This is a genomic window from Bradyrhizobium sp. USDA 4503 (assembly GCF_054055815.1).
This window is the reverse complement of the sequence record NZ_JBSRXS010000001.1, coordinates 1,499,183-1,520,484: the sequence shown is the minus strand read 5'-3', so window position 1 is coordinate 1,520,484 and position 21,302 is coordinate 1,499,183. Positions and strand designations below refer to the sequence as shown.

16 protein-coding genes and 2 tRNA genes are annotated in these 21,302 nt (G+C 65.0%); 14 read left to right on the top strand and 4 right to left on the bottom strand.

The window, feature by feature from the left end:
• Positions 1 to 20: 20 nt before the first annotated feature.
• Positions 21 to 1,217 (bottom strand): cystathionine beta-lyase, encoded by a 1,197-nt coding sequence (gene metC, locus ACVMIH_RS07300; protein ID WP_057016556.1) that lies wholly within the window; start codon positions 1,215 to 1,217, stop codon positions 21 to 23.
• Positions 1,218 to 1,545: 328 nt separating this feature from the next.
• On the opposite strand from metC, the gene ACVMIH_RS07295 reads away from it, so the two are divergent.
• From ACVMIH_RS07295 to ACVMIH_RS07280, 4 genes are read left to right on the top strand one after another with little or no spacing between them, the layout of a single operon-like run.
• Positions 1,546 to 2,562, top strand: a complete 1,017-nt coding sequence (locus ACVMIH_RS07295; protein WP_028339759.1) for an amino acid ABC transporter substrate-binding protein — start codon at positions 1,546 to 1,548, stop codon at positions 2,560 to 2,562.
• Between the two features lie 23 nt (positions 2,563 to 2,585).
• A complete protein-coding gene (locus ACVMIH_RS07290; RefSeq protein ID WP_456861096.1) occupies positions 2,586 to 3,791 on the top strand; it encodes an amino acid ABC transporter permease in 1,206 nt (401 codons plus the stop codon).
• The gene (locus tag ACVMIH_RS07285; RefSeq protein ID WP_057016558.1) at positions 3,788 to 5,308 is read left to right on the top strand and encodes an amino acid ABC transporter permease; all 1,521 of its coding nucleotides are present in this window, start codon (positions 3,788 to 3,790) and stop codon (positions 5,306 to 5,308) included. Before ACVMIH_RS07290 ends, ACVMIH_RS07285 begins: the two co-directional genes overlap by 4 nt.
• Before the next feature lie 11 nt (positions 5,309 to 5,319).
• A complete protein-coding gene (locus ACVMIH_RS07280) occupies positions 5,320 to 6,060 on the top strand; it encodes an amino acid ABC transporter ATP-binding protein (protein WP_028331915.1) in 741 nt (246 codons plus the stop codon).
• A gap of 149 nt (positions 6,061 to 6,209) precedes the next feature.
• On the opposite strand, the gene ACVMIH_RS07275 is transcribed toward ACVMIH_RS07280, so the two are convergent.
• Positions 6,210 to 7,244: a cysteine synthase A gene (locus ACVMIH_RS07275; protein WP_076828754.1), complete on the bottom strand. Its 1,035-nt coding sequence runs from the start codon at positions 7,242 to 7,244 to the stop codon at positions 6,210 to 6,212.
• Positions 7,245 to 7,858: 614 nt separating this feature from the next.
• Here ACVMIH_RS07275 and ACVMIH_RS07270 point away from each other — a divergent pair.
• The 6 genes from ACVMIH_RS07270 to ACVMIH_RS07245 all read left to right on the top strand — a co-directional run bounded on the left by ACVMIH_RS07270 (position 7,859) and on the right by ACVMIH_RS07245 (position 17,931).
• Positions 7,859 to 9,328, top strand: coding sequence for an efflux transporter outer membrane subunit (locus ACVMIH_RS07270; protein ID WP_456866395.1), 1,470 nt, complete (start codon positions 7,859 to 7,861; stop codon positions 9,326 to 9,328).
• Complete coding sequence (locus ACVMIH_RS07265; RefSeq protein WP_456861093.1) at positions 9,318 to 10,763, top strand: efflux RND transporter periplasmic adaptor subunit; 1,446 nt, start codon at positions 9,318 to 9,320, stop codon at positions 10,761 to 10,763. The genes ACVMIH_RS07270 and ACVMIH_RS07265 overlap by 11 nt, the downstream gene beginning before the upstream one ends.
• 48 nt (positions 10,764 to 10,811) lie before the next feature.
• The gene (locus ACVMIH_RS07260) at positions 10,812 to 13,940 is read left to right on the top strand and encodes an efflux RND transporter permease subunit (RefSeq protein WP_310879593.1); all 3,129 of its coding nucleotides are present in this window, start codon (positions 10,812 to 10,814) and stop codon (positions 13,938 to 13,940) included.
• Positions 13,937 to 17,041, top strand: a complete 3,105-nt coding sequence (locus tag ACVMIH_RS07255; RefSeq protein WP_456861091.1) for an efflux RND transporter permease subunit — start codon at positions 13,937 to 13,939, stop codon at positions 17,039 to 17,041. The genes ACVMIH_RS07260 and ACVMIH_RS07255 overlap by 4 nt, the downstream gene beginning before the upstream one ends.
• Before the next feature lie 35 nt (positions 17,042 to 17,076).
• Positions 17,077 to 17,802: a tRNA-uridine aminocarboxypropyltransferase gene (locus tag ACVMIH_RS07250; protein ID WP_456861089.1), complete on the top strand. Its 726-nt coding sequence runs from the start codon at positions 17,077 to 17,079 to the stop codon at positions 17,800 to 17,802.
• 55 nt (positions 17,803 to 17,857) lie between these two features.
• Positions 17,858 to 17,931 (top strand) — tRNA-Cys (locus ACVMIH_RS07245).
• Between the two features lie 43 nt (positions 17,932 to 17,974).
• Here the strand turns inward: ACVMIH_RS07245 and ACVMIH_RS07240 are convergent.
• Positions 17,975 to 18,157, bottom strand: a complete 183-nt coding sequence (locus ACVMIH_RS07240; RefSeq protein ID WP_024584196.1) for a hypothetical protein — start codon at positions 18,155 to 18,157, stop codon at positions 17,975 to 17,977.
• 396 nt (positions 18,158 to 18,553) lie between these two features.
• Complete coding sequence (locus ACVMIH_RS07235) at positions 18,554 to 19,198, bottom strand: TetR family transcriptional regulator (RefSeq protein ID WP_141340591.1); 645 nt, start codon at positions 19,196 to 19,198, stop codon at positions 18,554 to 18,556.
• Between the two features lie 94 nt (positions 19,199 to 19,292).
• Here ACVMIH_RS07235 and ACVMIH_RS07230 point away from each other — a divergent pair, with 94 nt between their 5' ends.
• From ACVMIH_RS07230 to ACVMIH_RS07215, 4 genes are all read left to right on the top strand, one after another.
• Positions 19,293 to 19,778 (top strand): anthrone oxygenase family protein, encoded by a 486-nt coding sequence (locus tag ACVMIH_RS07230; protein WP_076828765.1) that lies wholly within the window; start codon positions 19,293 to 19,295, stop codon positions 19,776 to 19,778.
• Positions 19,779 to 20,049: 271 nt separating this feature from the next.
• Positions 20,050 to 20,124 (top strand) — tRNA-Asn (locus ACVMIH_RS07225).
• Positions 20,125 to 20,259: 135 nt separating this feature from the next.
• Entirely contained in the window at positions 20,260 to 20,439 is a 180-nt protein-coding gene (locus tag ACVMIH_RS07220) for a hypothetical protein (RefSeq protein WP_456861087.1), read from the top strand.
• Positions 20,440 to 20,575: 136 nt separating this feature from the next.
• Complete coding sequence (locus ACVMIH_RS07215) at positions 20,576 to 21,241, top strand: protein-L-isoaspartate O-methyltransferase family protein (RefSeq protein ID WP_057016566.1); 666 nt, start codon at positions 20,576 to 20,578, stop codon at positions 21,239 to 21,241.
• Positions 21,242 to 21,302 lie beyond the last annotated feature (61 nt).

The following is a 21,302-nucleotide window of genomic DNA, read 5'->3' as shown; positions in this document are numbered from 1 at the left end:
AACGTGGCAGGGCGCGAGGATCAGAGCGCGGCCTTCAACGCCGCAAATCCACGGTCGAGATCGGCCTTGAGGTCGTCGAGATTCTCGAGCCCGATATGCAGCCGCAGCGTCGGCCCGCCCGGCGACCATTTGGTCGCGGTGCGATAGTCGCTGCAGTCGAACGGGATGGCGAGGCTTTCGAAGCCGCCCCAGGAAAAGCCCATGCCGAACAAAGTGAGCGCGTTCAGCATTGCATCGACCGCGGTCTGTGGCACCGGCTTCAGCACGATGCTGAACAGCCCGGAGGCGCCGGTGAAGTCGCGTTTCCAGATCGCGTGCCCGGGATCGGTGTCGAGGGCAGGGTGCAGCACGCGATCGACCTCGGGCCGCGCGCCGAGCCAGCGCGCGATCTCGAGTCCGGAGCGGTGGTGCTGCGCAAGCCGCACCGATAGCGTGCGAACCCCGCGCAGCGCGAGATAGACGTCGTCGGGGCCGGCGCAGACGCCGAGCAGGCGGATCGCCTCCTGGATCAGCGGCCAGGCTTTCGCATTGGCTGCGATGGTGCCGAACATGATGTCGGAGTGGCCGCCGATATATTTGGTGCCGGCCTGCATGCTGATGTCGACGCCCTGTTCGAGCGAGCGGTGATAGAGCGGCGTCGCCCAGGTGTTGTCGTCGATCATGAGCGCGCCGCGAGCGTGCGCCACGGCCGATATCGCCCGCACGTCCGGCATCTCGAACGTCTGCGAGCCGGGCGCTTCGATCAGCACCGCGCGGGTGTTCGGCTTGAACAGCGTCTCGATGCCGGCGCCGATCAGCGGATCGAAATAGCTGGTCTCGATGCCGTAGCGCTTGAGCATGTTGTCGCAGAAATTGCGGGTCGGCCGATAGGCATTGTCGCACACCAGGAGGTGATCGCCGGTCTTGAGTACGGCGAGCAGCGTGGTGCTGATCGCCGCCAGTCCCGACGGGGCAAGGCCGACGCCAGCGCATTGCGGGCCTTCCAGCGCCATCAGCACGTCCTGCAGCGCCCGCGTGGTCGGGCTGCCGTGGCGGCCATAGGTAAATTCGGCGCGATGGGCGTGGAGGTCCTCCGCGGTCGGATAGAGCACGGTCGAGCCGTGAAACACCGGCGGATTGACAAAGCCCTTCTGGGCCTTGGTGTCGCGGCCGGCCGTGACCAGGCGGGTGGCGGCCTGTTGCGGGTGGGAGGGCGTGGAGCCGTCGGAGGAGGTCATGGAGCGCTGCCGTTAAACTTTAGACTTTTTGCCGCAGCCGTACCGCGTCGGGAAGACGGGGCCGGGCCGGGAGGTGTTACTAACAAGAGGTAGAAGACATGCGTCAACCCCTTGACCCGGCTCGTCAGTCGCTATGTGATGCGGCGCAACTACCAGTCGCCGCACGTTGAGGGGCCTGCCGCGACCTACGATCCGTTGCCTGACCGGTTTGCAGGTCAAACTGCCGGTCAAATCGGCATTTTTGCTGCAAGGGATCATTGGGATGGCCCGTGAACGCGAGGCGATCACAATGCAAACGTCCACCGGACGACCCTGAAAGGCCCCGCCCATGAAACGCGTATCCCTGGCTGTCACCCTCGCCGCTGCCGCCGCCCTGTCGGTCCAGGCCGCCTCGGCGCAAACCCTCAAGACGGTCAAGGACCGAGGCCAGCTGTCCTGCGGCGTCAGCGGCGGCCTGCCGGGCTTCTCGTCGCCGGACGACAAGGGGAACTGGACCGGCATCGACGTCGACATCTGCCGTGGCATCGCGGCGGCGATCTTCGACGATCCGTCCAAGGTCAAGTTCGTGCCACTGTCGGCCAAGGACCGCTTCACCGCGCTGCAGTCGGGCGAGATCGACGTGCTGTCGCGCAATACCACCTGGACGCTGTCGCGCGATACCTCGCTCGGCGCCAACTTCACCGGCGTGACCTATTATGACGGGCAGGGCTTTCTGGTGAAGAAGTCGCTGAAGGTGAACTCGGCGCTGGAGCTGAACAGCGCGTCGGTCTGCGTGCAGACCGGCACCACGACCGAGCAGAACCTCGCCGACTACTTCAAGGGCAACAACATGAAGTACGAGGTGATCGCGTTCGCCGGCGCCGACGAGACCGTGAAGGCCTACGAGACCGGCCGCTGCGACGTGTTCACCTCCGACGTGTCCCAGCTCTATGCGCAGCGACTGAAGCTCGCCAACCCGGCCGACCACGTCGTGCTTCCCGAGATCATCTCCAAGGAGCCGCTCGGCCCGATGGTTCGCCATGGCGACGACCAGTGGTTCGACATCGTGAAGTGGGCGCTGTTCGCCCAGATCAATGCCGAGGAACTCGGTGTCACCCAGAAGAACGTCGACGAGATGGCCAAGTCGGACAAGCCCGACCTCAAGCGCGCCTTCGGCACCGACGGCAATCTCGGTGAGCAGCTCGGCCTGACCAAGGACTGGTTCTCCCGCATCATCAAGGCCGTCGGCAATTACGGCGAGATGTACGATCGCAACGTCGGCGTCGGATCGAAGCTGCAGATCGCACGCGGGCTCAATAATCTCTGGAACAAGGGCGGCATCCAGTACGCGCCTCCGATCCGCTGATCGGCGACGAGGCGGCTGCGGCGATGACGACCGAGCCCCGAAAACCACCGCCTCAGTTCATCTTCCGCCTGAAGCGCGTGCTCGGCGGCCAGTCCGGCTGGACTGGCCTTGCCGCGCAGATCGTGTTCGCGGCGGTGTTGGCCTGGGTCGCCTATGAGATCGTGGCCAATGCCCGCGCCAACCTGGAGACGCAGCGCATTGCCTCCGGGTTCGGGTTTCTCAAAAACAATGCGGGCTTTGATGTCAGCCTGAACCTGATCCCGTATTCGGGGTCGGACACCTATACGCGGGTGTTCTTCGTCGGCCTGCTCAACACGCTGCTGGTTGCGGGCATTGGCATCGTCTTCGCCACCATCATCGGCTTCATCATTGCGCTGTGCCGGCTGTCGCCGAATTGGCTGTTGGCGCGGCTCGGCGAGATCTATGTCGAGATCGTCCGCAATCTGCCGCTGCTGTTCCAGCTGTTATTCTGGTACCTCGCGGTGCTGGCGGCGCTGCCGGGGCCGCGCCAGAGCATCTCGCTGTTCAACGCCTTCTTCCTCTCCAATCGCGGGCTGGTGATCCCGCGGCCGATCGGCGAGCCCGGGCTCGATCCGCTTCTGATCGCGCTCGCGATTGGCGTCGCAGGCGCGCTGGCGCTGCGCGGCTATGCGAGGCGGGCGCTGTTTCAACGCGGGCAGGCGATCCGGATCTGGCCCTATGTACTCGGCCTGCTGGCTGGCTTGCCACTGGTGACGATGCTGGTGTTCGGGCTGCCGGTGACCTTCGAGCTGCCGCAACTCAAGGGCTTCAACTTCGCCGGCGGCGCGCGGGTGATTCCGGAGCTGGTTGCGCTGGCGGTTGCGCTGTCGACCTATACGGCGGCGTTCATCGCCGAGATCGTTCGCGCCGGTATTCTGTCGGTCCATAGGGGACAGATGGAAGCCGGCTCGTCGCTCGGCCTGTCGCGCGGCACCACCTTGCGGCTGATCGTCGTGCCGCAGGCGATGCGCGTCATCGTTCCGCCGCTGACCAACCAGTACCTCAACCTGACCAAGAATTCGTCGCTGGCGGTCGCGATCGGCTATCCCGACCTGGTCTCGGTATTTGCCGGAACGACGCTGAGCCAGACCGGCCAGGCGATCGAGATCATCGCCATCACCATGGGCGTGTACCTGCTGATCTCGCTGGTCACCAGCGCGATCATGAGCGTCTATGGCTGGCGCATCAACCGGAGCCTTGGGGCATGACCGACGCCACCGCGTCATCCTTCGTCCGGCAGGATCTGGTGCCCGAACGCCGGGCGCCGGTGAAGACCACCGGCCTCGTCGGTTTCATCCGCACGAGGCTCTTGAATTCGCCGACCAACATCCTGCTGACGATCCTGGCGCTGGGGCTGCTCTGGTACACGATCGTTCCCGCGTTCAAATTCCTGCTGGTCGATGCGGTCTGGAGCGGCAAGGACCGAAATGCGTGTCTCGCCGAAACCGCCGGCCGTCAGGTCGGCGCCTGCTGGCCCTACATCCAGGCCAAGCTCACCCAGCTGATCTATGGCTTCTATCCGGAAGCCGAACGCTGGCGCGTCAACCTGACCTTCGTCCTCGCGGCCGTCCTGTTGCTGCCACTCCTTATTCCGCGCCTGCCGGCGAAGGGCCTGAATGCGAGTCTGTTCTTCTTCGCGTTCCCGGCGATCGCCTTCTTCCTGCTGCGCGGCGGCGGACTATCTGGTTTCGGCGTCAGCTGGGTGGCGAGCCTCTTGCAGCTGTTCGACGACAGCATCGTCAATGCCGGTCAGGTGCTGGTCAATCTCGGCCGGAGTTCGGCGATCGGGCCGCTGCTGTGGGCCGTCGGCAACATCATCGTGCTCGCCGGCAGCCTGATCGGCTGGCTGATCTTTCCGTTGACCTGGCTGCGCGAGCAGCTCCAGATGTCGAGCCAGCCGCTGTGGTTCGACTTCCTGCTGACCACGGCGATCGTCTCGCTGATCCTGTTTTTCCTCGGCGGCGGCATGCGAACCGGACGACGGGCGCTGCTCGGGAGCCTGGCGAGCTTCGCCGGCATCGCGATCGTGATCAAGCTGATGGGGCTCGACCGCGGCGGACTGCCTATCGTCGACACCAGGCTGTGGGGCGGCCTCCTGGTGACGCTGGTGGTGTCGGTCACCGGCATCGTCACCTCGATGCCGATCGGGATCGCGCTGGCGCTGGGCCGCCGCTCGACCATTCCGCTGATCCGGATATTCTCGATCGCCTTCATCGAGTTCTGGCGCGGCGTGCCGCTGATCACCGTGCTGTTCTTCGCAACCTACATGCTGCCGCTGTTCCTGCCGGGCAACTTCAACGTCGACGGGCTGGTCCGCGCGCTGATCGGCATTGCGCTGTTTGCCGGCGCCTATCAGGCCGAGGTGGTGCGCGGCGGCCTTGCCGCAATCCCGCGCGGGCAGGGCGAGGCGGCGAGCGCGCTCGGCCTGTCCTGGTGGAAGACCACGTCGCTGATCGTGATGCCGCAGGCGCTGCGCCACGTCATTCCGGGTCTCGTCAACAGCTTCATCGCCCTGTTCAAGGACACCTCGCTGGTTTCGATCGTCGCACTGTTCGACCTCTTGGGATCGTTGCACGCGACGTTCTCCGATCCGACCTGGTCGACGCCGACCACGGCCTTTACCGGCTTCGCCTTCGCTGGAATGATCTACTTCGTGTTCTGCTTTGGAATGTCGCGCTACTCGCTGTTCGTCGAAAACCGGCTCAACGCTCACCGCCGCCACTGAACAAGGTCATCATGTCCACAACCCCGATCGTCAACATTTCCGCTCTCAACAAATGGTACGGCGACTTCCACGTGCTGCGCGACATCAACCTGGAGGTCGGCAAGGGCGAGCGCATCGTGATCTGCGGCCCATCCGGTTCGGGCAAGTCGACCCTGATCCGCTGCATCAACGCGCTGGAGGAATTCCAGGAGGGCGAGATCGTGGTCGACGGCATCGACCTCGGCCCGAACCTTCGCCGTGTCGACGAAGTCCGCCGCGAGGTCGGCATGGTTTTCCAGAGCTTCAACCTGTTCCCGCATCTCACCGTGCTCGACAATTGCACGCTGGCGCCGATCTGGGTGCGCAACATCCCGAAGAAGGATGCCGAGGCCACCGCGATGAAGTTCCTCGAGCGGGTCAAGATCCCGCATCAGGCCAACAAGTTTCCCGGCCAGATGTCGGGCGGTCAGCAGCAGCGCGTTGCGATCGCCCGTGCGCTGACCATGAACCCGAAGGTGATGCTGTTCGACGAGCCGACCTCGGCGCTCGACCCGGAGATGGTCAAGGAAGTGCTCGACACCATGGTCGATCTTGCCAAGGAGGGCATGACCATGCTGGTCGTGACCCACGAAATGGGCTTTGCCCGCGAGGTCGCCAACCGCGTCGTCTTCATGGACGCGGGCCAGATCATCGAATCGAACACGCCGCAGGAATTCTTCGCCAACCCGCAGCATGCGCGGTCGAAGCTGTTCCTGAGCCAGATTCTGCGGTGATTTCTGCCGTCATTGCGAGCCACCCGATCGGCGCAAAGCGCCGCCGGATGACAGGCTCCGCGAAGCAATCCAATCCTCCGCATCGGAAGCATGGATTGCTTCGTCGCAATAGCTCCTCGCAATGACGTCTGCGGGGACGCATTCGCTCCCTAGACCAGCGGCAGCTCGATCTTGCTGCGCTTTTCCAGCCATTCCGGGACCGGCAGGTTCTTCGAGCGCATGAAGGCCGGGTTGAACAGCTTGGACTGATAGCGGTTGCCGGAGTCACAGAGGATGGTGACGATGGTCTTGCCGGGGCCGAGCTGCTTGGCGAGCTGGATCGCGCCCGCGATGTTGACGCCGGTCGAGCCGCCGAGGCACAGGCCTTCGTGCTCCAAAAGCTCATAGATGATGGTCACCGCTTCCTCGTCGGAGATCAGGAACGCAGTGTCGACCTTCGCCGTCTCGACCACAGGCGTGACGCGTCCGAGCCCGATGCCTTCCGTGATCGAATCGCCCGGCGTCGATTTGACCTGCCCATTCTTGAATAGTTCGTACATCCCGAAGCCGTGCGGATCGGCGCAGGCGGTGACGATGGCCGGGTTCTTTTCCTTCAGGTAGCGGCTGATGCCGGCGAGCGTGCCGCCGGTGCCGACCGAGCAGATGAAGCCGTCGACCTTGCCGTCGGTCTGCTGCCAGATTTCCGGTCCGGTCGAGTCGTAATGCGCCTTGGGATTGTCGAGGTTGTTCCACTGGTCGGCAAACAGCACGCCGTTCGGTTCGGTCTTGCGCAGCTGCTCCGCGAGACGCCTGCCGAGATGCTGATAGTTGTTCGGATTGGCGAAGGGCAGCGCCGGCGCCTCGACCAGTTCGGCACCGCACAGCCGCAACATGTCCTTCTTTTCCTGGCTCTGCGTCTCCGGAATGACGATCAGGGTGCGGTAGCCGCGCGCACTCGCCACGACAGCAAGCCCGATCCCGGTATTGCCCGCGGTCGACTCGACCACGAGGCCGCCGGGCTTCAGCGTGCCGCGCCTCTCGGCCTCCAGGATCATCCATTTGCCGGCACGATCCTTCACCGACTGGCCCGGGTTCATGAATTCGGCCTTGCCGAGAATGGTACAGCCGGTCAGTTCGGACGCGCGTTTCAGCTTGATGAGGGGGGTGTTGCCGATCGCTTCGATGACGTCTTTGTTGAATATCATGTCGGGGAATTTCTTTGCCGGTCTGGGTCTTGCTTGGCGAACCTAGTGTGCTGATCGAAAAAGGGAAGGGCTTTTGCACTGCGGCAAAAGACGGGTTCAACACGCTTGACCTCGCACGCGCGGATGTCTCGAGCTTGGGGAGAACGCCGTTTTGCGGCGGTCGGGTCGGCCAGCAGAATCATCCTGTGGTCCGCGGTTTTGCATGAGTTGCGCGCTCTCGGCCAATCAAGACCTGACGGCGCGGTGTGCAGTGGCGCGAGTCTGGCGCCGCGCCGGCACATCTTGCGGATTCAATGCAACAGGAGCCGAGAAATCCCCATGAAATCTTTGTAAGAATCGTGACTTCCGGCACCGGGCCGAAAAGCGCGGAAATGCCGTAAAAAATAGGGAAAAGTCGGCATTCAAGGTAGCCACGAATCGCTTGTGATGCGACGCCGCGCAATCGTGACGGGGCTGTCCGCCCCATTGTCCCAAGGGTAGGATGGGACAGGCAGGTTCCATTTGAAGCATACCCCCGTGAACGTCACCCAGACCATCGCTGAACGCGTCATTCGTGCGCCACGGGCGAAGTTTGGCTTCGGCGGAGAACGGGTGTGACCCAGCCCGTGTCCGTGATGGTGCCTGGAGGCCGGTTCGGCCTCGCCGTCCGCGCGCGCCGGCTCGCGGCACGCTCGCTTGTTGCGCTCGGCCTGGCCGCCGGCTGCGCCGGCTGCATTCTGACCCAGGACATCCCGGATCCTGCGCTCGACGTGCCGCAGGGCTACAAGGCCGCGCGTCTCGGCCGCCCGGGCGACGCGCTTCCGACGCTCGATTGGTGGCGGGGCTTCCGCTCCAGGGAGCTGACGCAGCTGATGGAGGAGGCGCAGACCGTCAACCTCGACATCGCAGCTGCGGTTGCACGCTTCCGCCAGGCCGACGCGCTGGCGCGGCAGGCCGGCGCGGCACTGCTGCCGACCCTCAATCTCAACGGATCGGAAACCTACTCGCGCACCTCCGGCTCCAGCGCCAGCGGCCTCACCAATGGCGGGCGCGAGGTGGTGAACTACAACGCCTCGCTGAGCGCCAGCTATCAGCTCGACTTCTGGGGCCAGAACCGCGACGCCGCGCAGGCGGCGGAGGAGACCGCCGTTGCCAACCGGTTCGACCGCGAGGTGGTGGCGCTGACCACGCTGGCGAGCGTCGCCAATGCTTATTTCAGCGTGCTCGCGACGCAGGACCGGCTGCGCACCGCGCAGCGCAACATCGCCAGCGCCGAGCGCATCCTCAATGCGATCAAGGAGCGCTTCAAGGCCGGCACCGGCTCCGATCTCGACGTCGCGCAGCAGGAGACCGTGCTCGCCAACCAGCGCGCGCTGGTGCCGCCGCTGCGGCAGACGCTCGACCAGAGCATCAATGCGCTCGCGGTGCTGGTGTCGCGACCGCCGGAAAGCGTGCGCGTCTCCGGCGGCTCGCTCAACGCCGTTGCGATCCCGCGCGTCAGGCCGGGCCTGCCGTCCGAATTGCTGACCCAGCGTCCCGACATCCGCCGGCAGGAGGCGCAGCTTGCATCCGCCACCGCCAATGTCGGCAGCGCGCGGGCGCAGTTCTTCCCGAGCATCCAGCTGACCGGAATGGGCGGCTACCAGAGCCAGGCGCTGGTCTCGCTATTCCAGCCGCATGCCGCCTTCTTCAACCTGGTCGGCAGCATGACCCAGCCGATCTTCGACGGCGGCCGGATCCTCGGCAATTTCGAGTACACCAAGGCCAAGCAGGACGAGTTGCTGCAGACCTACCGCAAGACGGTGGTGCAGTCGTTCACCGACGTCGACAATGCGCTGGTCGCGATCCGCGAGACCACGCGCCGGCTGCAGCTGCAGCGCGACGTGCTGTCGTCGTCGCGGCGCGCCTTCGACCTCGCCGAGCAGCAGCTCAAGGCCGGCACCGCCGATATCGTAACTGTGCTAAACACGCAGCTGACCCTGTTCCAGGCGGAAGATGCCTATTCGCAGGCCCAACTGGCCCGGCTATTGGCGATCGTGAGCCTATATCAAGCATTAGGGGGCGGCTGGGAACCGAAGATGGAAAGACCGGTCGATGCTCTTTAAGCCCGACTCGACGGACGACGAGAAACGCACGGCGCCGCGCAAGCGGAGCCTTCTCTCGCGCGTGCTGGGGCGCATGGTGTCCTTGCTCATCACGCTCGTGATCCTCGGCGGGCTCGGCTATCTCGGCTGGCTCGCCTTCCAGCCCAAGCAAAATGGCGGCGGCGGGCGCGGCGCGGGCGGGCGGCCTGACCTGCCGGTGCCGGTGCTGGCGGCCACGCCGCAGGTGCATGACGTGCCGGTCTATCTCGACGGCGTCGGTTCGGTGAGGGCGCTGAATACCGTGACCGTGCGCTCGCAGGTCGACGGCAAGCTGCTCAAGGTGAATTTCGTCGAGGGCCAGGACGTCAAGAAGGACGACGTTCTGGGCGAGATCGATCCGGCGATCTATCAGGCGCAATACGACCAGGCGGTGGCCACGAAGGCCAAGGACGAAGCGCTGCTCGCCAATCAGAAGATCGATCTTGCCCGCTATGAGCAGCTCGCTGCCACCAACGCGGGCTCGAAGCAGCAGGCCGATACGCAGCGAGCGCTGGTCGCGCAGCAGCAGGCCATCATCAAGGCCGACCAGGCCCAGATCGACAATGCGCGCGCCACGCTCGGCTATACCAAGATCGTCGCGCCGATCGCGGGGCGCGCCGGCCTTCGCCAGGTCGACCAGGGCAACATCATCCACGCCGCCGATACCACGGGGCTCGTCATCCTGACCCAGCTGCAGCCGATCGCAGTATGGTTCAGCCTGCCGCAGCAGCAGATCATGCGGGTCAACGCCGCGGCCGCGAAGGGCCAACTCGCGGTCGACGTGTTCGGCAACGACGGCGTCACCGTGATCGATACCGGCAAGCTGACCGGCATCGACAACCAGGTCGATCCGACCACCGGCACGCTGAAGCTGAAGGCGGAATTCCCCAATGCCAGCTACCAGCTCTGGCCCGGCCAGTTCGTCAATGTCCGCCTCAAGGTCGAGACCCTGCCGCAGGCGATCGTGGTGCCGACCTCCGCGGTGCAGCGCGGTCCCGCCGGCACGTTCAGCTACGTGATCGGTGAGGGCGATATCGTCACCGCCAAGCCGGTCACGGTCACGCAGCAGAACGAGCATGACGCCGTGATCGCCAGCGGCCTGACCACGTCGGACCGCGTCGTGACGACCGGCTTTGCCAATCTCGCCGATGGCGCGAAGGTCGTGGTCGGCAAGGACGACGGGCCGCCGGCCGCCGATCTCGCGCCGCGCAAGCGCAGCCGCAACCCTGACGGCAAGCGCGGGGCGCAAGGCGAAGGTCAAGGCAAGGACAGTAAGAAAGACTGGCAGGGCAAGGACGGCGAGCATCGCGGCCGGCACGAGCATAGCGAAGGCGATCAGAAGGGGCAGACCGGACCGGCGCCCGCGCCGGCAGCAGGGGGCGAACAGTCGGGCGGCGCGCCGAAGGCGCAGCCATGACCGGCATCCTGACTTCGTAATGTCCGATCTAACAGCGAGCACGCAGCCATGAGCGTCTCCGAACCGTTCATCCGCCGGCCGATCGCCACCTCGCTGCTCGGCATCGCCCTGATGATCGGCGGTGCGCTCGGCTATTGGGCGCTGCCGGTCTCGGCGCTGCCGCAGGTCGACTTCCCGACCGTGCAGGTGACGACGCAACTGCCCGGCGCCAGCCCCGACGTGGTGGCCTCGCTGATCACGGCGCCGCTGGAGCGACAGCTCGGGCAGATCCCGTCGCTGTCGTCGATGAACTCGACGAGCTCGTTCGGCGTCAGCCAGATCTCGCTGCAGTTCGACCTCAACCGCGACATCGACGGCGCCACGCAGGATGTGCAGGCCGCGATCAACGCTGCCGCCGGCATCTTGCCGAAGACGCTGCCGTATCCGCCTGTCTACGCCAAGGTGAACCCTGCGGACGCGCCGGTGATGACGCTGGCGCTGACCTCGGACACGATCTCGCTGCGGGCGATGAGCGATCTCGCTGACACCATCCTGGGTCAGCGGCTGAGTCAGATTTCCGGCGTCGGCCGGGTCTCGATCCTCGGTGGATTGAAGCCGGCGGTGCGCGTGCAGGCCGATCTGGCCCGGCTCGCGGCCTACGGCATCGCGATGGAGGATCTCCGCAACGCGATCGCCGGTGCCAACGTGTCGGGGCCGAAGGGATCGCTCGACGGTGCCCAGCAATCCTACACCATCGCCGCCAACGATCAGATCGCCGCCGCCGACGCCTACCGGCCGATCATCATCGCCTATCGCAACGGCTCGCCGGTCACGATCGGCGACGTCGCCCAGATCGTCGATGGGCTGGAGAACGACCGCACCGGCGGCTGGTACCAGGGCACGCCGGCCGTCATCATCGACATCCAGCGCCAGCCGGGCGCCAATGTCATCGACGTCGTCAAGCAGATCCGCGGCGAAATCCCGCGGCTGCAGCGCGCGGTCCCGGCCGGCGTCAAGCTGACCATCGTCTCCGACCGTACCGTGACGATCCGCGCCTCGGTGCGCGACGTGCAGTTCACGCTGATCCTGAGCGTCGTGCTTGTGACGCTGGTGGTGCTCCTGTTCCTGCGGTCGCTGCGCGCGACCCTGATCGCCGGCGTTGCGCTGCCGCTGTCGCTGATCACGAGCTTCGGCATCATGTATTTCGCGGGCTTCAGCCTCGACAATCTGTCGCTGATGGCGCTGACCATCGGAACCGGATTCGTGGTCGACGACGCCATCGTCATGATCGAGAACATCGTCCGCCACATGGAAGACGGCGAAACGGTGATGGAGGCCTCGCTGAAGGGGGCCAGCGAGATCGGCTTCACCGTGATCTCGCTGACGGTGTCGCTGATCGCCGTGTTCATCCCGCTGCTGTTCATGTCCGGCCTGGTTGGCCGCATGTTCCGCGAATTCGCGCTCACCTTGACGATCGCGGTCGTGACCTCGGCGATCGTCTCACTGACGCTGACGCCGATGATGTGCTCGCGGCTGCTCAAGAACATCCATGAGGAGATGGCGGTCCCGGGCCTCGCCGCGGTCAGCCGTTTCATCGACCGCATGGTGGAGTTCTACCATCGGACGCTGCTCTGGGTGTTGCGGCGCCAGCGCGCGACGCTGCTGGTGACGTTCGCGACCATCGCGCTGACGCTGATCATGTACGTGCTGGCGCCGAAGGGTTTTCTGCCGCTGCAGGACACCTCATCGATCACGGCGGTGACCGAGGCCGGGCCCGACGTCTCGTTCGCCGAGATGCAGCGGCGGCAGAGCGCGGTCTCAAACATCATCAAGGCCGATCCTGATGTGGTTGGCGTTGTCTCGGTGATCGGTTCGGGTTCGGTCAATCCGACCACCAATGTCGGCCGGCTGGTGATGACGCTGAAGCCGCTCGACCAGCGGCGCGAGGGCGTCGTCAAGGTGATCGAGCGGCTGAAGGAGAAGATCGCGACGGTGCCCGGCATGACGGTCTACTTCCAGCCGGTGCAGGACGTGCAGATCTCGACCCAGTCGAGCCGCTCGCAATACCAGTACACGCTGACCGCGACCGACGCCGCCGAGGTCTCGCAATGGGCGCAAAAGCTCGTCGCCGAGATGCGGCGGGACCCGATCTTCCGCGATGTCTCCTCGGAGGCGCAGGAGGGGGGCCTGCGCGCGGCGCTCGACGTCAACCGCCAGCGTGCCGGCCAGCTCGGTGTCAGTCTGCAGGGCGTCACCGATACGCTGAACGACGCCTTCGCGCAGCGGCAGATATCGACGATCTACGGCCAGGCCAACCAGTACCGCGTCGTGCTCGAAGCGCTGCCGATGTATCAGCGCGACCCGTCGATTCTCGACAAGCTCTATCTGCCCGGCGCCAACGGCGCGCAGGTGCCGCTGTCGGCGGTGGCGACGCTGGTCCGGACAACGGCGCCGCTCGCGATCTCGCACCAGGCGCAATTCCCGTCAGTCTCGCTCAGCTTCAACCTGGCGCCGGGCGAGGCGCTGGGCGACGCGGTCGCGGCCGTGAAGGCGATCGAGAGCAGGATCGGAATGCCCGGCAGCATCGTCGGGATCTATTCAGGCGACGCCGCCGAATTCTCGCGCTCGCTCGCCGGCCAGCCCTGGCTGATCCTGGCGGCGATCATCACGATCTACATCGTGCTCGGCGTGCTCTATGAGAGCTATATCCATCCGATCACGATCCTCTCGACGCTGCCCTCGGCCGGCGTCGGCGCCATCCTCGCCTTGATGCTGTGCGGGCAGGACCTCTCGGTGATCGGCCTGATCGGCATCATCCTGTTGATGGGTATCGTCAAGAAGAACGCGATCATGATGATCGACTTCGCGCTGGAGGCCGAGCGTCACCAGGGCATGTCGTCCTATGACGCCATCGTGCAGGCCTGCCTGCTGCGCTTCCGCCCGATCATGATGACGACGCTGGCGGCGCTGTTCGGCGCGCTGCCGCTCGCGATCGAAAGCGGCACCGGCGCGGAACTGCGCTTCCCGCTCGGTATCTCGATCATCGGCGGCCTGCTGTTGAGCCAGCTGCTGACGCTCTACACCACGCCGGTGATCTATCTGGCGCTCGACCGCCTCAACCGCCGGATCGAGCGGGCCGTGCCTGAGCCGGGTCCCAGCGGCCCGCCGATCGCGGGCGCCACCGAGGGCATGCAGTGATCTCGATCTCGGAGCCCTTCATCCGTAGGCCGGTGGGCACCACACTGCTTGCGATCGGGCTGTTCCTGGTCGGGATCGTCGCCTACCAGTTCCTGCCGGTGTCGTCGGTTCCGAATGTCGATTTCCCGACCATTCGGGTGTCGGCGTCCAGGCCAGGGGCCGATCCCTCCGTAATGGCCGCGACCGTCGCCGCACCGTTGGAGCGCAAGCTCGGCACCATTTCGGGCGTCGACCAGATCACCTCGACGAGCTCACTCGGCACCACCAGCATCCAGGTGCAGTTCTCGATCGGCCGCAATATCGACCGCGCCGCGCGCGACGTGCAGGCCGCGATCAACGCCTCGCTCGCCGATCTGCCGAGCGACCTGCCGTCGCTGCCCAGGTTCCGCAAGGCCAACCCGGCCGCGTCGCCGGTATTCGTGCTGGCGCTGACCTCGAAGACGATCTCGACTAGCGCGATGTACGACGTCGCCGACACGGTGCTGGCGCAGCGCATCTCGCAGGTGCCGGGAGTGGGCGAGGTGACCGTCAGCGGGGCCGACCAGCCAGCGGTGCGCATCGCGCTCAACCCGGTGTCCCTGGCGAACGCCGGGATCGCGACCGACGACGTCCGGCTCGCGATCATCAATGCCAACCCGCTGGGGCCGGTCGGCATCTTCAATGGCGGCCGGCTGAGCGAGACGCTCTCAATCAACAAGCAGATGCGCACCGCCGCCGAATTCCGCGACATTGTCATCAAAAGCTCGAACGGCAATTACGTCCGCCTCGCCGACGTCGCCGAGGTCGAGGATTCCGTGCGCAACTCGCGCTCGATCGCCTGGTTCAACAAGCAGCCGGCGGTGCTGATCCAGATCACCAAGCAGGGCGACGCCAACGTCATCGACACCGTCGACGGCGTTCGCAGGATGCTGCCGGAATTGAGGAAATGGATTCCGGCGGGCGTCGAGATCTCCACCCTGGTCGATCGTACCGGAACGATCCGCGCCAGCGTCGAGGACATGCAGTTCACGCTGCTGGCGACCGCCGTGCTTGTGATGATCGTGGTGTTCGTGTTCCTGCGCCGGGTGGTGCCGACGATCGCCGCCGGCGTGTCGGTGCCGCTGGCGCTGGCGGGCACCTGCGCCGGGATGTGGCTCGCCGGCTTCTCGATCGACAATCTGTCGCTGATGGCGCTGGCGATCTCCGTCGGCTTCGTGGTCGACGACGCCATCGTGATGATCGAGAACATGTACCGCAATCTCGAGCAGGGCATGGCGCCGTATCCGGCCGCGGTCGAAGGCGCCAAGCAGATCGGCTTCACGGTGCTGTCGATCTCGCTGTCGCTGATCGCGGCCTTCACGCCGCTGATCTTCATGGATGGCATCGTCGGGCGCCTGCTGCGCGAATTCTCGCTGACGCTGGTGTTCGCGATCGCGGTTTCGACCGTGGTGTCGCTGACCATCACACCGATGATCTGCGCGCATTACATCAGGGAGGCGACGTCCGATCATGCCACCTGGTACGATCGCGTCATCGAGGGCACGCTGTCCCGTGTCGTGGCGTTCTACGCAGCGACGCTGCGAATCGTGCTCGGCTATCCCTTCCTGACCCTGGTGGTGTTCTTCGCCACCGTCGCGCTGACGGTGACGCTCTACATCAAGACGCCGAAGGGCTATTTTCCGACCGACGACAGCGGCTTCGTGATCGGCTCGACGCGGGCGTCGGCGGATATCTCGTTCCAGGCGATGCTTCAGCTGCAGCAGCGGCTCGCCGACATCGTGATGGCCGACCCCGCTGTCGCCGGCATCGGCTCGTCAGTCGGTTCCGGCGGCGGCCCGGGCGGCGCCACCTCCAACCGCGGCATCATGTACATCAGTCTGAAGCCGCCGGAGGAGCGGGGAGGCCTGTCGACCGCGCAGGTGATCGACCGGCTGCGCCGCAACCTGTTCATGGTGCCGGGCATCCGCCTGTTCATGTTCGCCGCCCAGGACATTCGCACCGGCGGCCGGCAGAGCGATTCAGACTACCAGTACACGCTCGCCTCGACCGATCTCGAGCTGCTGCAGAAATGGGCGCCGATCATCGCCAAGCGCATGGAAACGGTGGAGGGCATCACGGACGTCTCCTCCGACCGCGATCCCGGTGGGCTACAGCTCAACCTCGTGATCGACCGCAAGACTGCCTCCAGCCTCGGCGTCCGCGTGCAGGACATCGACAACGCGCTCAACAACGCCTTCTCGCAGCGGCAGATCTCGTACATCTACACCCAGCGCAACCAGTACGTAGTGGTGCTCGAGATCGATCCGAAATTCCAGAGCGATCCGTCGAACCTCGAGCGCATCTACGTTGCCGGCGCCAACGACGTGCAGGTGCCGCTGTCGGCGCTGGTGCACTACCAGCGTGGATTGTCGGCGCTCGCGGTCTATCACTCCGGCGGCTTCCCCTCGACCACGGTGTCGTTCAACCTGCTGCCGGACGTGCCGCTGGAGGTCGCGACGACGAACATCCAGCAGGCGGTCGACGAGCTGCACATGCCCGAGGGCATTCGCGGCAGCTTCGACGGCAATGCCGGCGACTTCAACAAGACCAGCGGGCGGCAGCCGCTCCTGATCCTCGGCGCGCTGGTCGCGATGTATATCGTGCTCGGCGTGCTCTATGAGAGCCTGGCGCATCCGATCACGATCATCTCGACGCTGCCGTCGGCCGGCCTCGGCGCGTTGCTCGCACTGCAGGTGACGAACACGCCGCTGACCGTGATCGCCTTCGTCGGCATCATCCTCTTGATCGGCATCGTCAAGAAGAACGGCATCATGATGGTCGATTTCGCGCTCGAGGCCGAGCGGCATCAGGGCCTGTCGTCGCGGGACGCGATCTTCGAGGCCTGCCGCGCGCGCTTCCGTCCCATCCTGATGACGACGATGGCCGCGCTGTTCGCCGGAATTCCGCTGGTCATTGCGACCGGTCCGGGCACCGAGCTGCGCCGGCCGCTCGGCATCACCATCATCGGCGGCCTGTTCGTGTCGCAGATCCTGACGCTCTACACGACACCGGTGATCTATCTCTTGATCGACCGGCTGCGCCAGCGCCGCGAGCCGTCAGGCGTGCACGCACCCGCGGAATAGTTTGAATTGCACGATTGCAAGCGTATAGCGGAGCGATGTCCGAACCGACCGAAGCAAAAACCGATATTGTCGCCGAGATCGAGGAGTGCGCGCATTGCGGCAAGCCGTTGCCGCTGTGCATCTGCGACAGCGTCACGCCGATCGAGAGCCGCATCCAGCTCCTGATCCTGATCCATCCGCAGGAGCAGGACAGGGCGCTCGGCACCGCGCGACTGTTGGCACAGCATTTCGAAAACGCCGTGGTGCGGATCGGGCTGTCCTGGCCGAGCCTGGCCAAGGCGCTCGGCCGGCCGGTACCCGATCCGTCACGCTGGGCGGCGCTCTATCTCGGCTCCGCCAAGGTCGAAGACCTCGAGACCGATGCCGAGATCGTTGCGATCAACCGCAAGGGCGAGCTCGAGCCGCATCAGCGCGCCATCCTCTCCGACATCGAGGGCATCGTGCTGCTCGACGGCACCTGGAGCCAGGCCAAGGCGCTGTGGTGGCGCAATGCCTGGATGCTGAAGTGTCAGCGGGTGATTCTCGGGCCGAAACGGCCCTCGCTCTACGGCAGACTGCGGCGGGAACCGCGCCGCGACGGCCTGTCCACCATTGAGGCGGCCGCGATCCTGCTGGCGGGGCTGGAGAAGCGGCCGGATATTGCCGCAACGTTAACTAATAGTTTCGAGCGGATGCTGACGAGATTCCGCGAAGTGCAGGCCAAAATGCCGGAATTGGCGCCAAAACCGAAGAAGCGGGACTTTCGCAGACGTCGGCGTTAGCCGTCCGGCTTGGTTGCCTATCTCGGAGAGGGCGTATATGAAGTGCGCCGCAAGGGGCCACGTGGCGGAGTGGTTACGCAACGGTCTGCAAAACCGTGTACACCAGTTCAATTCTGGTCGTGGCCTCCACTCATCTCATCAATGGCTTGCAGCCAGTCAATGAGAAGCCGCATTAGCTCGCGGCGTACCAACCTTCAGGAAACGGAATCAGCGGCCACGGCGCCTGGTTGTCATTGGCCGCGCGCGGTGGCGGCTGAATGCGGGGCGAGGGCTGAGCCACGAAATCCTCCTGAGCAATGGGCGCGATCGCCGTTCGCACGGCGTCCAGCAGCAGATCAAATTCGACTTCGCTCATCACGCTCTCCGAGGTTCGAGAGCGCCATGGTCGCAAAACAGTCTTCGGTCCGGATTGAGCGATTCGTTCGAATTTTATGAAAAGAACGATGGCGCCCGCTTTGGTTAATGAATCGTTGGTGATCCCTTCGGGAACCTAGGTCGGCATGGCCGCACCTCGTGTGAAACAAATCACAACTTTCTAAAAACTCTTCCCGGGATTCCCGGCGGTATTCATAGCCGTCAAATATCGCAGGAATTTTAGGGAGACGTGACAATGGAGGCAAGTATCGCACGGTGGGGACCAGTCGCATGCCGCACGATCCTCGGCTCCTGCTGACGCGAACGGCGTAAGCCGTATGCGCCTGTATCTATCGTTTTTGTACAGGGAATATTCCCAACACTCGTGCCGGAGCCGTCATGCCAGCCCGGTGAGGTCGTGCGGCAGCATGGTCTTGAACTGCGTCAGCGCTTGCCGCGCCTTCCTCGGTGGCAGCGTGATCGCGTGACGCACGGCGGCTGCGATCAGTGTCATGGTCAGGGCGGAAAAGGTGGCGAGGGCGGCAGTCGGCATGTCGGGCGCAATCCGCCTGACCGCGTCGGACAACAGGCCGGAGAGCACGGCCATGTCGTCCGCATCGAGCTTCTGCAGGGCGCGGTCGGCTTGCGTCGCCTGCCAGATGTCGCGCATGACAGGCTCGCGCATGAACATCTCGTAGTAGCTGTCGACGATCCTGCACAGCGCCGGGTGCAGGTCGCGCGCGGTCGTCACCGCGGCCAGATCGCGCCTGACGCAATCGCGCCCGACCGCGTTATGGCGTTCGGCCAGGGTGCCGATGATCGCGGCCTTGTCCGGGAAATATTGATAGAGCGAGCCGAATGCGACGCCGCTGCGCGCGACGACGTCGCTCATGCGGAAAGCCTCGCTGCCCTTTTCCGCCATGATCTCGGTCGCACATGCGAGGATGCGCTCGAAGCGCTCGCGGCTGCGCTGCTGGGTCGGGGCAAGCCGCGCCAGCCCGGGCAGGGGGACTTCCACGGATGCGGCCTTTCGTCTCGACATCTTTCGCTTCCCTGCGATCGGGGTTGACGGCTCTAATACGAGAGTTTATCGCATTTCACAAATACGAGTATATCTCGCATTTGGAGGCGGAACGATGCGCCAGATCCTAACCTCGGCCTTGCTGTGGTTTTCCGCGCTCGGCTGCGGCCTGCTCGCCGGGCTCTATTTTGCGTTCTCGGCTTTTGTCATGACCGCGCTCGGCCGCATCGATCAGGCCGCCGGCATCTCGGCGATGAACGCGATCAATGTCGATATTGTCCGTTCGCCGTTCATGCCGGTGTTCCTCGGCACCACGCTGTCCTGCGCCGTGCTCGTCTTGCTCGGCGGGCTCAGATGGCAGGAGCCGGGCGCGATTGCGATGATTTGCGGCGGCGGCCTCTACGTGGTCGGCATGTTCGTCGTGACCGTCGTCTTCAATGTGCCGCTGAACGATCAGCTTGCGGCCTCTGATCCTGCGGGCAGGTCGGCGGCATCGGTCTGGGCGCGCTATCTGACCGACTGGACCTTCTGGAACCACGTGCGGACCATCGCCTCGCTGGCCGCGACCGCGCTGTTCATCGTTGCCATCGCCGGGCGGTAGCCAACCCCGTTTGCGCGAGGAGCTGGGCCGTCGCGCCCCTGACAGAATCACGGGCGCGGTGCGACCGCCGCGCTGGCGGTGTTTCCAGGCGCCCGCGGGAGCGCGGCCGGGCCGGCGGGCTGGGCATGTCGCACACCGGGCGATAGGTAAGCCCTTGTATCGCAGAGGCTTACCGTGCGCGCTAAAGTTTCGCCGGAGGGGCGATTTGGTTCTTTGCAAGGCCGAAAGGCTTTGTTATACGCTGCCCGCTCGCGAACAGATGTTCGCCTATTCCTCGGTAGCTCAGCGGTAGAGCATTCGACTGTTAATCGAATGGTCGCTGGTTCGAATCCAGCCCGGGGAGCCAGTTTGGTCTGGCCCCATCGATCCCCCAAATCGCCATCACAAGCCCGTGGTCCGCAGCGGACAGGCCGAAAACGTCGTCAAATCGACTCAATAGCCGTCGACACTTGCTCCCGCCGGGTCTTGAGAGGTGATTTTGATGGCCATTAACATGATCGACCTGTCGATGCCGCAGCCGACGCTCGTTCCGAGCGATGCCCCCGACATCAGTGACGACGAGTGCGTCCGCCGGCTCGCGAGGGCCGTCGAGGAGCATGATTCCGAGCATCTCGATGAAGTGGCCCGCCTGATCGGCCGGCTCGCCGTCACGATCGAATAGACTGCGCCTTGGAGCGCGTTTTGGGAGCGCGTTTTGCACGCCAGCGGCGTGTTGCGTTTTGGCGGAGCTTGTTCCAAAAGATGGCCCTGTTCTAGCTTCTCCAGCGGCAATGCCGCGACTTGCAGGGTCTCCGCCAATGACCGGTTTTTCGACCGCGCGCCAGTATATGGTCGATGGTCAGGTGCGTCCGAGCGACGTGACCGATGATCGCATTCTCGATGCCATGCTGACCGTGCCGCGCGAGGTCTTCGTGCCGGCCAGCAAGCAGGCGCTGGCCTATCTCGACCTCGACCTCGATGTCGCCGAGGGCGGTGCGACGAGGCGCTGCCTGATCACGCCGGCGCTGCTCGCCCGAATGCTCCAGGCCGCCGAGATCAAGGCCACCGACCGCGTCCTCGTGGTCGGCTGCGCGACCGGCTACGCCGCCGCCGTCGTGGCGCGCTTTGCCGCAGAGGTCAGCGCGACCGAAAGCGATCCGGCCCTTGCCGCAAAGGCGACCGCGGCGTTCGCCGAGCTCGGAATCCAGAATATCACCGTCAAAACGGCCGCGGCCGCCGACGGCGATGCCGCGGGCGCCCCTTTTGACGTCATTATCCTCAATGGTGCGACGGAGATCGTCCCGACCGGGCTGTTCGGCCAACTCAAGGAGGGGGGCCGGCTGGTCGGAGTGTTCGGCCTGTTGCCGCCGCCGCGCGCCACCCTGGTGACGCACTCCCACGGGGATTTCGGCCATCGCGAGCTGTTCGACGCCTCGGCTCCCGTTTTACCCGGATTCGAGCGAGTTCCCGCCTTCGTCTTCTGACCGCGATGGCGGCGCACCGGCTGATAAAATCCCGTTCCGAATCAGAAGTGTGGCCCGTTTG